This window comes from Parabacteroides caecihominis, from assembly GCF_023656785.1.
In the GTDB taxonomy this organism is placed as follows: Bacteria; Bacteroidota; Bacteroidia; order Bacteroidales; family Tannerellaceae; genus Parabacteroides; species Parabacteroides segnis.
The window spans coordinates 55,846-73,159 of record NZ_JAMOKS010000003.1 but is presented as its reverse complement, the minus strand read 5'-3'; the positions used below and the strand labels follow the sequence as shown (position 1 = coordinate 73,159).

At 36.3% G+C, this 17,314-nt stretch carries 13 protein-coding genes; 5 read left to right on the top strand and 8 right to left on the bottom strand.

Annotated features, from left to right (window positions below; all coding sequences use genetic code 11):
- Positions 1 to 10: 10 nt before the first annotated feature.
- Genes NBH14_RS02835 through NBH14_RS02800 form a run of 8 tightly spaced genes read right to left on the bottom strand, consistent with a single transcriptional unit; the run spans position 11 to position 9,396 of the window.
- Positions 11 to 1,609 (bottom strand): heparinase II/III domain-containing protein, encoded by a 1,599-nt coding sequence (locus NBH14_RS02835; RefSeq protein WP_186958816.1) that lies wholly within the window; start codon positions 1,607 to 1,609, stop codon positions 11 to 13.
- Positions 1,610 to 2,098, bottom strand: a complete 489-nt coding sequence (locus NBH14_RS02830) for a serine O-acetyltransferase (protein ID WP_186958817.1) — start codon at positions 2,096 to 2,098, stop codon at positions 1,610 to 1,612. It lies immediately after the preceding gene.
- Positions 2,076 to 3,236, bottom strand: a complete 1,161-nt coding sequence (locus NBH14_RS02825) for a glycosyltransferase family 4 protein (protein WP_186958818.1) — start codon at positions 3,234 to 3,236, stop codon at positions 2,076 to 2,078. Before NBH14_RS02825 ends, NBH14_RS02830 begins: the two co-directional genes overlap by 23 nt.
- Positions 3,211 to 4,374 (bottom strand): glycosyltransferase, encoded by a 1,164-nt coding sequence (locus tag NBH14_RS02820; protein ID WP_186958819.1) that lies wholly within the window; start codon positions 4,372 to 4,374, stop codon positions 3,211 to 3,213. The genes NBH14_RS02825 and NBH14_RS02820 overlap by 26 nt, the downstream gene beginning before the upstream one ends.
- Positions 4,375 to 4,385: 11 nt before the next feature.
- Complete coding sequence (locus NBH14_RS02815; protein WP_010800081.1) at positions 4,386 to 5,492, bottom strand: EpsG family protein; 1,107 nt, start codon at positions 5,490 to 5,492, stop codon at positions 4,386 to 4,388.
- A gap of 2 nt (positions 5,493 to 5,494) precedes the next feature.
- Positions 5,495 to 7,048, bottom strand: coding sequence for a lipopolysaccharide biosynthesis protein (locus NBH14_RS02810; RefSeq protein WP_186958820.1), 1,554 nt, complete (start codon positions 7,046 to 7,048; stop codon positions 5,495 to 5,497).
- The gene (wecC, locus tag NBH14_RS02805; protein ID WP_186958821.1) at positions 7,048 to 8,253 is read right to left on the bottom strand and encodes a UDP-N-acetyl-D-mannosamine dehydrogenase; all 1,206 of its coding nucleotides are present in this window, start codon (positions 8,251 to 8,253) and stop codon (positions 7,048 to 7,050) included. The genes NBH14_RS02810 and wecC overlap by 1 nt, the downstream gene beginning before the upstream one ends.
- 45 nt (positions 8,254 to 8,298) lie before the next feature.
- Positions 8,299 to 9,396: an MraY family glycosyltransferase gene (locus NBH14_RS02800; RefSeq protein ID WP_186958822.1), complete on the bottom strand. Its 1,098-nt coding sequence runs from the start codon at positions 9,394 to 9,396 to the stop codon at positions 8,299 to 8,301.
- Positions 9,397 to 10,329: 933 nt separating this feature from the next.
- Between NBH14_RS02800 and NBH14_RS02795 the strand changes: the two genes are divergently transcribed.
- The 5 genes from NBH14_RS02795 to NBH14_RS02775 all read left to right on the top strand — a co-directional run bounded on the left by NBH14_RS02795 (position 10,330) and on the right by NBH14_RS02775 (position 17,300).
- On the top strand, positions 10,330 to 12,270 hold the full coding sequence (locus NBH14_RS02795; protein ID WP_186958823.1) for a polysaccharide biosynthesis protein: 1,941 nt from the start codon (positions 10,330 to 10,332) through the stop codon (positions 12,268 to 12,270).
- 401 nt (positions 12,271 to 12,671) lie between these two features.
- On the top strand, positions 12,672 to 13,643 hold the full coding sequence (locus tag NBH14_RS02790; RefSeq protein ID WP_186958867.1) for an SDR family oxidoreductase: 972 nt from the start codon (positions 12,672 to 12,674) through the stop codon (positions 13,641 to 13,643).
- Between the two features lie 56 nt (positions 13,644 to 13,699).
- Positions 13,700 to 14,965 (top strand): nucleotide sugar dehydrogenase, encoded by a 1,266-nt coding sequence (locus NBH14_RS02785; protein WP_186958824.1) that lies wholly within the window; start codon positions 13,700 to 13,702, stop codon positions 14,963 to 14,965.
- Entirely contained in the window at positions 14,952 to 15,974 is a 1,023-nt protein-coding gene (locus NBH14_RS02780; RefSeq protein ID WP_222622083.1) for an ATP-grasp domain-containing protein, read from the top strand. The genes NBH14_RS02785 and NBH14_RS02780 overlap by 14 nt, the downstream gene beginning before the upstream one ends.
- Positions 15,975 to 15,977: 3 nt before the next feature.
- The gene (locus NBH14_RS02775; protein WP_186958825.1) at positions 15,978 to 17,300 is read left to right on the top strand and encodes a DUF362 domain-containing protein; all 1,323 of its coding nucleotides are present in this window, start codon (positions 15,978 to 15,980) and stop codon (positions 17,298 to 17,300) included.
- The last annotated feature ends 14 nt before the right edge of the window (positions 17,301 to 17,314 follow it).

Genomic DNA, 17,314 nt, shown 5'->3' with positions numbered 1-17,314 from the left:
TGATAAATGTTTATTGGATGTTATGCCTGATTGTATATTGCATTTGGTTGGTAAAAGCCAGGCATATTTTTTTTGTCGGAATCAGTTTATTATATTCAAAAGCGATCTCGCAGGATTCAATCCATACTTTGTCCGCCCCGGAAAAGGATATGGTTCCACGGTCTGTCTTTACTGAATCGGTATTGACCGATAGAATCGTGACATCGGGATGTAGATGTATATAGTTGATCCCTTTTGCTCCTTTGGCGGGTATAAGCTGGTCTTCAATCATAATCTCCCGGTTTTTCATATTAAATTGCCGTTGGTGTTCGACACCCAGTTGCCTGAATCCGTTATGGCGGGCAGTAATACTGTTGTGCTCCTCTTTCAGGTAAGTGATTTTAGCCCGTTGGGCAACTCGGAAACCTCCCCAGACATTACTGGAGCTTTGACCTGCAACCCGAACCGTATTATGCGCCTGTGTCTCACGTTCATATTGTCGCCGTACGTTTTTCTCGTAGGTCGAGATACCAGAGTCGATGATGAAAGGTTTCCCATCGATCCGTAATTCATAGTTGAAAGTGTCGGCATGAGCATGTCCGGGAATGTAGTCCGGACCGATGTTACCGACATCCAGAATCATTTCAAATCCGGAAGATTCAAATTTTCGATAACCGGATTCCTTCAAATTTTCTTTTGACCAAGTTAATCCCAGTCGTTTAGCATACAGAAACAAATCCCTGGCTATTGGAGCTACACCATAAGTGCTGTCATTGAATAAAGGCATGGAACCATCAGTATAGATGATAGCTTCTAGCCATCCGAGCATTTTTATAGCTTTTGATTCCATATATTTTACAATGTATTTCTGTTGATCGAACCGCATATTATATTTAGCGGCATTGATGCAATCAAGTAAACGGTCCAGCAATATTTCATGGTACATCGGAGTTAGTTCATAATGTGCACCATCTGGAAGTATTTGTTCTTCCAATTCACTATATAATAATTGTGTGGCCTGTTCATAAAAAAAGTTGTCTTTAAAATAAAGTGCGGCCCACAACAAAGAAAATGCATCTTCTAATAAATGGTTGCCTAATAAGTGATATTCAAGGTTATCAGATAAAATTCTATATTGGTTATATAATGATGTATTCCAATTTTTTGTGTTTTCGGGAGGAATTAATAGAGAATATTTGGAAAAAAACTTTATCCAGTTTACACCACGCAGGGCTATAGGATACGGTTCTAATCCATTCTTGTTAGATTTTAAATCAATTATAAATTTATTGATCCAATAAAATTTCTTCTGTAAAGATAAATTATCTTGAAGAAGAAAATCCATATAATTCAAATTGTATGACCATAATTTTCCATGTCGTTCGTCATCCCAAATTGTAAATTCTGAGGTTTTGTTTAAAAAGTGAAAAGAATTTATCCCTTCTGCACTAATATATTTATGTATGAAATCTATAATATGTAGAGGAAATCCTTCTTTAGTATGATCAAAAGAATATCGAAATCGGAATATTTTCCATACTAATCGTTTACCTCTGTACCAAAACTGAAAGAATAGTTGTTTGAACTTTAGAAAACGTATTGTATTATAGTATAATATAAGATATCTCATTTAATGATTCTTCAAAACTGTTTTTTTACATGGATCTGTTTTGGTGTCTAATTCATAATATTTTTTGATACGGTTACTTTGAATAATCTTCATCGGGTTGCCTACAACTGTCGTATTATCAGGTATGCTTTTATTGACTAATGTATTGGAACCAATAATGACATTATTTCCAATAGTTATCTCTCCAAAAATAACGGAACCTGTACCTATATAAACATCATTACCTATGACGGGTACTTTTTTATCACCAAAATTTCTCCCTATTGTTACATTCTGGGCAATTAAAACATTATCTCCGATTATAGCATCTTTATGAATGACAACACCTAGCCCGCCATATCCAAGCTTAAAATTGCGGCCAATCTTTGCGGAAGAAGGTAGCCATACAGCAAACAAAAACCGATTTAGGTAAGACACCAGCTTAGCTAATCTGAACCATGATTTTCTATGCAGTAAATTTCCGATCCTATATAATCTTATTACTATCATACTTTAATAATTTCATTACACCTTCCTGATATATATTATAATCCTCCTTATTCAATATGGCATCAACGACCATAGAGAATCTGAAAGCAGCGGTAGAAGCAGACCAAAGATTGTTAACTAATGCGTTGGATTCTTTTTTTAACTTAGCCAATAGTATAGGATCTCCTGTTAGGGATGATATACATTCTTTTAGTGCCTGTAGATTCCCTGACGGAAAAATCATCGCATTTATGCCATGAGACAACATGCTTTTGACGGCGCCAATCTTGTTGCTCCCTACTATTGCACATGATTCTGCCATTGCTTCATTGATGACGGCCCCCCATCCTTCATGTCCGTTACTCGGTAGTACATATATATCAGCCTGCTGCATCAAATATCGAACTTCGGCAACCGGAAGGAAATCATATAGCGTATAATTTGAAGGGAGGGCATGTTTATGTAAATATTTTATTAAATAGTTAGAAGCAGGACCATTGCCAACGAGGGTTAAATGAATGTTGTTATTTTTCTCTTGCAGATCACAGAATGCCTTGATTAATAAATCGACCCTTTTCAATTTTAGCATCCTTCCGCACCATAATAGGTTAATTTTCTCTTTTGGAAGCAAATGGTTGCCTCTAACTGTTTGATTGATAGATGTAAAATATCCGAAACTGAAAATGCGATTCTTACAAATACCCAGATAATTAAAATCATATGCGGCATACTCTCCTTGTGCCAAATAGAAGAAATTCGGATAAGTAGATAATTTTCTAAATTGGTATACAAGATTGAGAATTTTAGGATGCAGTAAACGAAATTTCCCAATCCCTTCCTTAAACCATCGTTCTGAAAAATAGAATGTCAGTTTACCGCTTTGTAAACGTTTCTCCATTAACCGATAATAATCTCTTATACTGCATAGGACTATATCCGCTTCGTAAAAAAGGTTTGAAAATTCAGTAAAATTAGAAGGCTGTATGTGATAAAGCCAATTTTCTTGCTGGTAACTGTCAAATCCCATTTTTATTCGATTTTCTTCATGAATCAAAGGAGTCGCATAAATAACATTATCCTGACCATAGATATTTCTCAATGCATCATAAAATGGTAATTTGTGATGATTTATATTAGGATTTATATATAGTACTTTCATTATTCAATTCTTCATTTAATATTACTTTAAGCCTTTCCAATCCACTTAGGAATGAAAAATATTTCTCATAGTCTGTTTTGATACAGAGAGGATTAAACTGATTGTTTAATAAATAATCTAATTTTTCCATAAAGTCTTCTACGGAATGATATTGTTTAAAATAGTCTTTGTTATGAAAAAGATCGTAACCCTTTGCTGAAGTAGGATGAGTCAGTATGGCTTTGCCGTTTCTTAATCCATCCATGACGCGTAGTTTAAGTCCGCTACCCAACCGTGCCGGAGCTATATAGACAGATGATTTTTTTATAACTGCATCCATATTTTCTGGATTAGCTATCAGTTCTATATTAGAGCGTTTACATTTTTCTATTAGTTTTTTTCCGGGGTTTCTGCCGGCTATTATAATATTGATATCCGGATATTTACAGATAATTGGTGTATAAAGTTCTTTCAGAAAGTGGGTTATACCATCTTCTGTCTGATAGTCGTGCAGACTCCCGGTTATGGCTAATGTGCAATTGTCCGGTTGCAAAAGGATCTTTTCTGTCCTTCTTTCTTTATTTTCGAAACACCCGAGGTATTTCAACCGGATATTTTCAGGCAAATCATATATATCTTTGAACTCCTGAATGTCATCATTACTGATAGATAGGTTCAAATCGCTGTTTAATAAAGCCTTTTTTTCATTTTTGTTTATATAGCCGGCATACAATCCGCCAAAAGATTCAATAGTCTTGTTATCTTTGTGGTACCGGCGTTCTACATTATGGTGAATAGTTATCACTTTTAACTTTTTACTTTTGAAAAAATCTACCATGTCTCCTGCCAGTACACCTCCATTTAAGACAACTGTATCGAACCTACCTTCATTAATGTTTTGCCAATAATCATAGATAAAAGGAATAAAACGATGTAGCCTGCCAGTAAATGGGAACAATAACTTCTCCTTGAAAGGACGTTTGGGGACATATACAATATCGGTCGATTGTTTATAATTATCAGGTACGATACAGTTATCGGCGATCATTAATGTGAAATGTTCCGATAGTTCCATAAAGGCATCAATGTAGGCTCTTGAAGCGAAAGGACCTCCTCCATTGATAAAAGGATTGACTCTTGAAATATATAATACTTTCATTAGATATTATTTTAACCGATTTCTACGATTTGTTCTTTATTGAATATAGACTTATAAGGAATAAATAATTCTTTTCGAAGTTCGATAGAACTATGTAATCTGATGAATGAAAAGGTTATTATCAGGCTGAAGAATAATAATTTATTCCATCTTTCTTGCTTCTCCAGTAATAGTGGGAACAGGAAAATATCGAATATATCAAAATACAGACAAACCCGGCTTAGTTGTTCTGATAGGGGAGTAAGCAATATGTATAAGCAGGTTCCGAAAATATATATATTGAATAGTCCCCGTGTGATATTATTATTTGATAGTTCTTCTCTCATAAACAGAAAATATAGCAAAATGATAAATCCCCGTTTTATTACTCCCCTGATTAATATAGTTGATTTGGATAATTCTACTCCATAAGTTTCTCCGGAAGCGCTTTTATCAATATAGTTATTGATTTTATTTTCAATGATCGAGTTGACCAAACCTGTACTGATAGAATCAAAAACTGTTGATATATAAAAAGCCATCGGAATTAGTACCAGCAATATAATTATATAATATTTTATTTTAATGTCTTTATCGAAGATGAAATACACCGGTAGAAATAGTAACGCTGTACGATGGATCATGCAAGCTATAATAACAGCAAAAAGGAACATATATATTTTTTTTTCTATTACGTACCTGATGGAATACATCAGAATTGCCAGGGCTATATATTGTCGTACAAAGAATATCCCTCCTTTTGTGACAGAAAAATAGCAAAGCAGACTTAATACAGGATATATGGATAAATACCGTATAGCTTTCGATATAAAAAAATATTGTATAGCAGCTAAAATAAATAATAGAACAGTGTAGCTGTTGAACAGGTAATGGATACAATAATTCAGAAATATGAATCCGTTTTCGAAATTGTTGGAAAAATCAAGGTCATATATATTACTGAAATAGTCATAATATCCGCTCCAATCGGTGCCTCTTTCCCATCTGAGAAAAGATAACAGGAATAGGATAGAGAGTGTAAGATAATAAATAATTTGAGCGGTCCCTTGTCTTTTGCTGTCGAAGATTTCGAGAAAACTACCGGCGAGCAATAGTATGAAAATCAGATATAGGTACATGGTTAAAATCGATCGAAGGGATACAGTTTTATGCGTGTGATTCTTTTTACAAAATCTCTGGTTCCTTTATTAAAAAGATATAGCGGTATCAGTAAAAGAATGAGATACAAGCTTCCGGTCAATGATGCATACAATATAAAGTTAATATAAGAAGAAGCGGGGTTAAGGTTGATATAGTTGGAAATATAGAGTACTATAACCGTTGTAAATAGTAACGATATAATCGATTTGATATATAAGTAAATATAATTGCTAATGGAAGTCTTGAATCCCTTTCGGAACAGGAATATAGGTTTCCAGGTAAAAACGATCAGAAGTAAACTGATCAAGACACCGCAAAGTATACCTGGTATTCCCCACCAATATCCAAACAGAACGGATAGTCCTATATTTAATATCGCTTCAGCAATTGGTGCCCAGATATCTTGGAATAGGCCATAAGCATTGATAAATGAATCGACAACTGTACGGATCAGGTTTATATACATGATTGCAACCATTAGTATCAGCGATAAATTATCAAGTTGATATTCCGGCCCGACCCATAAAGTAATAAAAGTGGGTGCCAATCGATAAACACAATAACAGGCTGTTCCGACAAATAAAAAACGAGAACAGAATAATTCTTCGAATACATTCAGAATATGATCTTTATCACTTGATGCGACCAGGTTCCCTACTCCGGCTCCTATGCTGTTGAATATGGCGGCAAGTAATGCCATAATCCCCATGATGATCAACATATAGTTCCCATAAACGGCTACCAGTGTCAGGGAAGTGTAAGCATATATGACCAAAGGACTTGTTTGGGTAAGTACATATCCTCCCACTTTATGGAAAAATAGTTGTTTTGTCTTTTTTATGATTTCTGAATATTTTCCTTTTAACTCTTTGCCTGTTTTTACCCGGGCAGATAACCAGGGGTATTCCCGTCTTAGCAGAAGATTTACGGAGATTGTTGTAAAAATTACGGCTATGAATTCCAAAAGTAACCACCATACATATCCGTCAGACAAATAAACTATTGCCAGGATTTGTAGAACGGACTTGATGATGGTAATACTTTTTACATGGATCGTAATTTTGTAGTCTTTCTGATCGGCAGTCAATACTATCTGACGATAGTTAAAATAGTAGCTGGCCAGTGAACTGGTTAGTAATACGAAAAATGTGCCGTAAGCATACCATAAAGGTAGCTGGGTTTTGGCAAAAATGAATGGAAAGAAACACATAAGGATAAATGAACCCAAAATTACAAATCCTGCAATTTTGCGGTACATGTATCCTTGTACTGAAACTATCTCACAGATCTTGTCTCTATTATTATCTGCTAGTGGTTGATAGAGGGTATAGGATATTGCTGCCCCGATACCAAGTTCCGCAAGATTTAAGAATTGAAGGAGATTGACGACAGTCGTGTTCAGCCCTAAAATTTCTGTTCCCAGATATTCAATGAAGATCTTACGGGATATAAAGCTGATTATTAGATTGATAAAATAATAAATCAATGCTATCCGAACGTTTTGTATGCTCCTTTGTGTTCTTGATTTAACCATCATTTTTTATATATCCCGCAAAAATCCAATATCACCTTATTCTCTTTCCTGGGTAACTCCTTGAACTCCTTATGAGCTACCAGGAAGACGATTATGTCGGCTTTTTCGTATGCCTCTTTGTAGTTGGTGAGTTTGAATATTTTGTGCTCACGAACATTCGGTTCCACCACGAGAATATCTGCATTGTTACGGCTTTGCATGACTTTTGTCGTGATATACTTGGCTGGCGATTCCCGCAGATCGTCGATATCGGGTTTGAAAGCCAGTCCCATCATGGCAACGACTGGCTTCCGGTTATGTTCCAGTTCGAACTTAAGCATGGCATTCTCTACTTTTTCGGCACACCAGAAAGCCTTGTAGTTATTGATCTCACGGGCTTTCGCTATCAATTGCGATTCATAGGGAAACTCAGCCGTAATGAAATAAGGATCGACGGCAATACAATGGCCTCCTACGCCGGAACCCGGTTGCAGGATATGAACCCTCGGGTGCTTGTTGGCCAGTTCGATCAGTTCCCAAACATTGATGCCGGCCTTGTCGCAAATGAGTGACAGTTCGTTGGCGAAAGCGATCTGTACGTCACGGGAGGAGTTTTCGGTCAGTTTGCACATCTCCGCTGTTTTAGCATTTGTCTTGTGCAGGGTTCCTTTGACGAACCGGCTGTAAAACCCGATCGCTTTCTCCGTCGATTCAGGGTTGATCCCGCCGATGACCCGATCGTTATGGACCAGTTCATAAATGACATTTCCCGGTAATACACGTTCCGGACAATAGGCAATGTAGATTTTCCCTTTCAGCTCCGGACGGAGGGAGAAAATTAAATCAGTCATCTTGTCCGTTGTCCCTACCGGTGAAGTAGACTCGATGATGAACAAGTCATTTTCCTTCAGCAGGGGGATAACCGAACGGGTTGCTGTTTCCACATAAGAAATATCCGGTTCGTGATTTCCTTTGAACGGGGTAGGGACAACGACCAGGTATACATCACTGGTTTCCGGCTTTACCGAAGCCTTCAGATGGCCGGACGTTACTACTTTCCCGCATAATTCCTGTAAACCGGGTTCCACAATATGGATTAAACCTTGATTGGTCATATCGACAACCTGCGGGTTAATGTCTACACCAATAACTTTTATGCCGTGTTCGGCTGCTATAATTGCTGTGGGGAGGCCAATATAGCCAAGTCCCATAAAACATGCTTTCATAATTCAATTAAACCTTTTAAGTAATTTCTTTTCGTTAAATAAATTCTATATGCATTTAAGTTTGTCCAGACAGAGATTAAGGACTGTCCATAGGATAATATCCGCTAAGAATAAAATATTTATATTGGCAAAAGGGGCGAGTATGATATTTAAGCCACTGAAAAATATAGAGATACCAAGTATATATAATAAAGCTCCATGCGGTTTGCATCCCATTTTCAGAAATTTGTGATGAATATGATTTTTATCCGGCGAGAACAACCCCTTATTGCTCCTGAACCGTATCAACATCACCCGTATCACATCGAACATCGGTACGATCAGGGTAGAGAAAGCAACCAGGATCGCACTGGTGGAGTAGGGTGTCACCTCCGGGTTATACACTGCATAACGAATGCAGAGGAAAGCCAGGATATACCCTAAAGTCAGGCTGCCGGTATCACCCATAAATATCTTTCTTCCATGTTCGACCTGCCCGAATACATTATAATAAAAGAAAGGGATCAACACTCCCAATGTCGAGAAAGCCAGCGTGGCATATGTCCACATCTGGTTATGCAGGAACAATACCCCTAATACCATCAGGGAGACACCACTTAAACCGGAAGCCAGCCCGTCGATTCCGTCGATCAGGTTGATCGCATTGCAAATAAAAACAATGACGAAGATAGTCAGCGGCATACCCAGCCATGCCGGTAGTTCATGAATACCGAATAATCCGTACAGGTTATTGAGCCATAGTCCGGATAGAGGCAATAGCGAAGCCGCCAGTATCTGTATGATAAATTTGGTGGAATAATGTAATCCGATCAGGTCATCTTTAATGCCAGCCAGATACAGCAGGATCAACCCGCATGTGAGCAGGTAAAAATCAGGTGTGACATGTGAAATGATATTGGGAGGGATTGGCAGACCTTGCAGGTATCCCAGGTAAGAGATAGCTGAGATAAAAGCCAGCGTAAACAGAATAATAGGGGCGAAAGAGATTCCTCCTAACCGAGGGACAGCTCCTGTATGTATTTTTCTTTCATCCGGAATATCGAATAACCTTTTCGTCAAAGCCACGATAAGAATACGTGGAATAATCAGCATCGAAAAGATAATAGATATTACAAAGGCTATTAAAATCAAGAGGTATATCATGCGTTCTTTTAAGTTAAGTTATACGACAATGTTCGTCAGTCACATACTGTAACCGTCGAAAAATGTATTTACATAAAAACATACCGGATTATTGCTGGTGGTAATTACTCTTGCACCTCAGCGGAGGTATGTGTTCTTTGTTTAGCTCGCTAAATAAACAAAAGACTCCCTGAATCGTTCACGATTTAGAAGCTGTTTACCTTATTTTAATCTTGAATATCAGTACTTTGGAATGCGTAAAAAAGAAATAGCTAAGTGATTGATGCCATAATTTTCAGTTCTTCTCCGAAATGTGTTTTTCTGTAAATCACAAGATAACAGCCGATTGGTAAAAAATATTAAATAAGTAATGAATAGAGAATAATTTGTTTTGGCTAATCAGGTCTACCTTCTTGAATGGTTAAATGAATTGTTTTATGACATGACATGTTTTTTATTGGGGCTGATTTAATATTTGATTTATATACCGTATGTCTCTGTAAGTCTGTATACTATGATATATGCGGGTTCTGGAATTTTTGTGTGAATATTGGAAAAAGTTGCTAATAATGATTCTCTTTATCACCTTTACAAAGTAGTTTTTTTGTGTTAATTTTAAGTGTTATGTTTTTCATTATACCTTGTTAGGCAAGGGTTGATGAATTTTTTGTATTTTGTTTGTTCGAAAATTAATACATACTTTTGCAGCGATTAAAAAGGATCATTTTTTAATCACGATCGTCGTTGCAGCTATGTGACTGACGAACTTTTTTGTGTAAAAAATAAACTAGTATTAATGTCCTATCTTTTGATAATCACCTTTCTGGTGATTTATTCCTTGTTCTCTGATCTTGTTAATCCGCAGGTTCTGGTAATGGCTGGTCGAAAGCTGTTATTAGCTATACCTATGTCTTTCGGAAAATTCCAAAACTAACTTTAATTTATACTCTTCCAATGGAAATGAATAATCATTACGTAGGCTTGCAGCGCCTTTTCTCTCGTTTTACCAAAATGAGATATATCAATGGATGGATCATTTTCAGCTTTGACCTGATCATATCTTTAAGTGTTTCATTAATAGGTGTATTAGGGCTATTGTCCTTTCTAGGGGTTTCCTATACTCAGGAAGATATTTTAAAAGGAGGCTTTGCCTCTTTGGTAGGAAGTTTGATTGCTTTCTTTACTTTTAAGGTCTATCACGGTGTGATCCGTCATTCTACTTTACGTGGTTTATGGAGAATTTGGGGAGTGGCTATATTGAAATCGGTGGTTTTATGTATATTACTCATGGTTCTGAAAGCCTCGTTTACTCCGAAAGTCTATCTGGTCGGATTATTTATCGATTGTGTCCTTACAATGCTAATGCTGGTAACATTCCGTATTTTTATTATAAACATATATAATATGGCTTTGTTGCAGCTTGGGAAAAAGCGGAAACAAGTATTGGTTTATGGAACGGGAGATGAGAGTGTTATGATTGCTTCTACAGCAACAAGGCATATCTTTATGCAAGATTACAGTATTACCGGTTTTCTCACTTTCAATAAACAGAAAAGGAATTTCCGTATAGCAGAATTGCCTGTGTATCAGATAGCTTCCCGCGAAGATCTTTTGCGGCTAGTAAACAGAAATTCTTTAGACGGTATACTTTTTCCAAATCTCAAAACTATACAACAAGAAAAAGATCGGTTGATCCGTTTTTGTGAACAGATCTCTTTGCATACTTTGGTCGTTCCTGAGATGGAAGAGGTCCATAACGGTGCGATAAAACGATCTATCCGTGATATAAAGATTGAAGACTTGTTAGGACGTGAAGAAATCCAGATCAACATGCAGGAGATCGCTTGCTTGCTTGAAAATAAGGTGATACTGGTTACCGGTGCTGCAGGAAGTATTGGCAGTGAGATTTGTCGTCAGTTAGCACATTTTCCTATTTGTAAGTTGATTTGTTTTGATTCGGCTGAAACTCCGATGCATAATTTGCGTTTAGAGTTGGAAGATAAATTTCCTAACTTGAATTTTGTACCTGTGATAGGAGATGTTCGAAATGGAGACCGGTTGGATTATGTTTTTCGTACTTGGCATCCTCATATTGTGTTTCATGCAGCAGCTTATAAGCATGTACCATTGATGGAGGAGAATCCTTGTGAAGCTGTACGGGTGAATGTTTATGGGACTCGGTTGGTTGCAGACGCTGCTGTAAAGTACGGTGTTGAAAAGTTTGTAATGATTAGTACGGATAAAGCTGTGAATCCGACTAATATTATGGGGTGCAGTAAACGTTTGGCTGAAATTTATGTACAGAGTTTGAGTTTGGCTATTATAAAAGGTGAAGTACAAGGTAGCACAAAATTTATAACGACCCGTTTCGGCAATGTTTTGGGAAGTAATGGTTCTGTCATACCTCGTTTCCGTGAACAGATTAATAACGGAGGGCCAGTAACAGTAACCCATCCGGAAATAATTCGTTATTTTATGACTATTCCCGAGGCATGTCGATTGGTTTTGGAAGCAGGTACGATGGGGAATGGAGGAGAGATCTTTGTATTTGATATGGGACAACCTGTGAAGATTGCTGATTTAGCTCAGCGAATGATAGAACTTTCAGGTATGAAGGTTGGAAAGGATATTGAGATAGAGTATACAGGATTACGTCCAGGTGAGAAATTGTATGAGGAGCTTTTGAGTCATAAGGAAAATACGAAGGAGACTCTCCATGAAAAAATTCGAATTGCTGATGTTAGAGAATATAACTATCAAGATGTTGAAGGTTGTATTGAAATTTTGTCAAAACTGTCCTTGAATGTAGAAATTGTAGACATGGTAAGAAAAATGAAAAGCTTTGTTCCTGAGTTTAAGAGTCAGAATTCGGAATTTGAAAAGTTGGACTTGTAGGTGTCAAATCTGAAAAATTTAAGTTCGGATGTGAATCTCACAACAGAACTGGTCAAGAATTCGGTAGAACAAAGCGCTTATCTGATGAAAGAACTTAATTACCTCTACAAGTTTTGGAAAGAAGCGTTTGCCTTTACTAAGAATGGGGAATTACCAGATAGACAATAATCTTGCGAAAAGGGATATCTGAAAACTAGCTGGAAGTTTTCACAAATATATTTAACGGGTGTAGGGATTATTGTGCTTTTAGGTCCTTGAATATAGGATTAATCCTATCTCAGTATTAATAAGTCATTTATTATTTTACGTATCTCTGCTAGTGCACTGCTAGAGTCTCCTAAAATAGAGATATGTTTTAAATAGAGTACTAACTATTTTTCTAAAAATTGAGTAGCTTTATGATGCAATCTGTATTAGTGACAGGTGCAGCCGGATTTATCGGTTCGAACTTGTGTGAACATTTGTTAGCCCATAATTATCGTGTTGTTTGTTTGGATAATTTTGCAACAGGGAAAATTGAAAATCTTCTTCCTCTGTTAGATAAATATCCAGCAACGTTAAAATTAATAGTTGGTGATATTCGTAATATAGAGGATTGTCGTAAGGCTGTGGAAGATGTAGATTATGTATTACATGAAGCTGCTTTGGGGTCTGTTCCTCGTTCTATTAAGGATCCGGCTACAACTAATGCCGTAAATATCAGCGGTTTTTTAAATATGCTCATTGCTGCCCGTGATGGCAAAGTAAAACGTTTTATATATGCAGCTAGTTCTTCTACTTATGGTGATAGTAAATCTTTACCTAAAGTAGAAGAAATAATAGGAAAACCTCTTTCTCCTTATGCTATTACTAAATATGTCAATGAATTATATGCAGATGTATTTGCTCGTACGTATGGCATGGAATGTATCGGTTTGCGTTATTTCAATGTGTTCGGTCGCCGACAAGATCCGTTTGGGGCTTATGCTGCGGTTATACCTCTGTTTGTAAAAAAATTGATGGCACACGAAAGTCCTGTTATTAATGGGGATGGTGAGTACAGTCGTGATTTTACTTATATTGACAATGTCATTCAAATGAATATGCTTGCCATGACTACATCCAATCCAGAAGCAGTGAATCAAGTATATAATACAGCCTATGGTGAGCGTACAACGTTGAATCAATTAGTGGAATATTTGAGAGAATGCTTGAGTAAATATGATTCTGAGATTGCAAAGGTTGAAATCTTTCATGGTCCGAATCGATTGGGGGATATCCCTCATTCATTAGCTTGCATTGACAAGGCCAAAACCCTACTTGGTTATAATCCTAAATTTAGTATGCGTGATGGCCTGAAAGAGGCTGTCAAATGGTATTGGGAGAATATCTGATATTTTTCATCTTCTTTTTTTGAATCATTTTTTATCATATAAATACTAAAAATCTTATGGATATAGTGAAAATAGCCGTAATCGGTCTTGGTTATGTAGGACTTCCTTTGGCTCGTTTATTCTCGACAAAATATAAAACAGTAGGTTTTGATATGAATCAGGCTCGTGTAGATGCTTTGATGGCAGGACATGATGCAACATTGGAAGTTTCAGATGAATTGTTACAATCAGCAATAGCTAATGGTTTTAAATGTACGGCTGATATTGAGGATATTCGTGAATGTAATTTCTATGTAGTAGCAGTTCCTACACCTGTGGATCAGAATCATAATCCTGATCTGACTCCGTTGTATAATGCAAGTAATACTGTGGGGAAAGTGATTTCTAAAGGTGATATTGTAGTATATGAGTCAACTGTATATCCGGGTGTGACTGAGGATGAATGTATTCCGGTAGTGGAGAAAGTTTCCGGTTTAAAATTTAATGTTGATTTCTTTGCTGGTTATAGTCCAGAACGTATTAATCCGGGTGATAAATTACATACAGTAGAGAAAATCAAAAAAGTAACATCTGGTTCTACTATTGAAATCGGAAAAAAAGTAAATGAAGTTTATGCTTCTGTAATAAGTGCCGGTACTCATTTGGCACCAACTATAAAAGTTGCTGAGGCTGCAAAAGTAATTGAAAATTCACAACGTGATATCAATATTGCTTTTGTGAATGAATTATCCAAGATCTTCACCCGTATGGGTATTGATACTCAAGATGTGCTGGAAGCAGCAAGCACAAAGTGGAACTTCCTGCCGTTTAAACCGGGTTTGGTAGGAGGGCATTGCATAGGTGTGGACCCTTATTATTTAGCTCAATGTGCGCAGGCTTATGGTTATAATCCGGAAATAATTCTTGCAGGTCGTCGGATGAATGACGGGATGGGCGAATACGTGGCTAATCAAGTCGTGAAACTAATGTTGAAGAAAGGAATTCAAGTATTGGACTCTAATCTTTTAATACTTGGTTTTACATTTAAAGAAAATTGTCCGGATGTTCGTAATACGAAGGTAATAGATATTTATAATGCATTGAAAGAATATAATGTGAATATTACGGTATATGATCCATGGGCTAATCCGGTTATAGTGAAACATGAATATGAGATTGAAATAACTAATAAGTTTCCTAAGGAGAAGTATGATGCTGTGGTGTTAGCAGTAGCTCATGAGAACTTTCAGTCATTGGATTTCTCTTCTTTGACAAAAGAAAATGCTGTCGTATTTGATGTGAAGGGAATCTATAAAAAGGAATCAGTAGATGGACGACTGTAACGACAATGTAATGATAGCGATTCACCATACTCCAAATAGCTTTTCGGTACGATGGATTGCTTATTGCAAGGAGCATAATATTCCTTACAAAATAGTGAATGCTTATGATACAGATATAGTTGAACAAGTATCTGGTTGTACGGCATTTATGTGGCATCATCACCATGCGAATTACAAGGATGTATTATTTGCGAAACAACTTCTTTATTCTTTGCAAGAAACAGGGAAGAAAGTATTTCCGGATTTTAATACGACGTGGCATTTTGATGATAAGGTAGGGCAAAAATATTTGTTGGAAGCTATTGAGGCACCAGTTGTTCCATCTTATGTGTTTTATTCAAAAAATGATGCACTTGATTGGATTGAGACAACAGTTTTTCCAAAAGTTTTTAAGTTACGTGGCGGTGCAGGTTCTTTTAATGTGCGACTTGTTTATAGCAAATCTGAAGCAAGACATTTAGTAAATAAAGCATTTAGACGTGGTTTTTTACAAAACAGTGGGAGTGTCTACATAAAAGAAGCTTATCGAAATTATTGTTTACGGAAAGGTTCTTTTATGAATGTATTGAAAGGATTTATTCGTTTGTTTGTTCCCACTGTTTATTCACGTATGCATGGCCGTGAAAAAGGATATGTTTATTTTCAAGATTTTGTACCAAATAATTTATACGATATTCGTGTTATTATTATTGCCAATAAAGCTTTTTCCATTAAACGACTTTGTAGAAAAGATGATTTCCGCGCCTCAGGTAGTGGTTATATTGTTTATGAAAAGAATGAGCAGGATGAATGTTGTGTTCAAATTGCATTTGAGGTGAATAAGAGAATACATTCACAATGTATTGCTTACGATTTTGTATATAGGAACTCTGAACCTTTAATTGTGGAGATTAGTTACGGTTTTTCTATGTACGGTTATGACAAGTGTCCAGGATATTGGACTGATGATATGCAATGGCATGAGGAGCCTTTTACTCCTCAAGACTGGATGATAGAACAAATATTATAGAATATGGGAAATTTAGTCAATATTTCTACTGTGTATAGTTTACGTGAGGATTTAACCTTAGCAAATATGTGTTCTATATATAGTGATGAAGAGTTGTTGATAGCAAAAATTGAAAGATTAATAGAACCTTTCATTCTTCCGTCAAATATTCGAGGGAAAAAAATATTACTAAAGCCTAATTGGGTGAGACATAATATCAGAGTAACTGATGAGTTTTGTTTATGTACGAATGAAGATTTTATTTTAGCAGTTTTAGTTGTATTTTTAAAATTATCACCGAAATCAATTCTTATTGCTGATGCTCCAATACAAGGATGCCAATGGGAACACTTGCTTTCATCTTACTTTCTTGATAAAGTCAAAAGTTTGTCATTAAAATATGGCATTGATATTCAAATTAAAGATTTTCGTCGAACAGTTATAGATATTGCCTGTAATAAGCTTCAAAAGGAAAGGATAACACTAGACCATTATGTAGTTTTTGATGTAGGAGCTCAAAGTTATTTAGAACCAATTACTACAAATGAGAATAGATTTAGAGTAACAAATTACAATCCAGATAGATTAGCTACTTCTCATCGAAAAGGTGTACATAAATATTGTATTGCAAGAGACGTTTTTGATGCCGATGTCGTAATTACTTTGCCAAAAATCAAAACGCACCAAAAAGCTGGTCTTACAAATGCAATGAAAATTTTAGTAGGTATGAACGGAGATAAAGATTATCTACCTCATCACAGATTAGGAGCAAAGGGATATGGAGGTGATTGTTATCCGAAGTATAATCTACTTCGTTCATGTTCAGAATGGTGTTTAGATACAGCTAATCGACGTATTGGCAAACCTTTTTATAGATGCTTTACTCGTATGTCAACGGCCTTTTGGAAATTATCTTTTCCGACTAATGAACAAAATTTGGGAGCTGGTTGGTATGGAAATGATACAGTATGGAGAATGGTTATGGATTTAAATCTTATAGTGGAGTATGGCAAAATAGATGGAACTCTGTCTAATGAAAAACAACGCGAAATTTATAATTTGTGCGATGGAATAATCTGTGGACAAGGGGATGGACCACTTAATCCGGAGCCTTTGCCATTGGGGGTGATTGCATTCTCAAATAATTCCTATCTGATGGATATCGTTGCGGGAAAATTGTTTTCGCTTGATGTTGATTGCATTCCTTTGCTAAGCGCAGCAAAGCAAAAGTTGGGTGATGAGGAGTATGTTTTACTGTTGGATGGAAATCAAGTTTATATGGATACTCTCAATCAATGGGCTGTCGCTGCTAAAATGGCACCGGGTTGGATAAATTATAAAAAATAATTCCTATTTTGTAT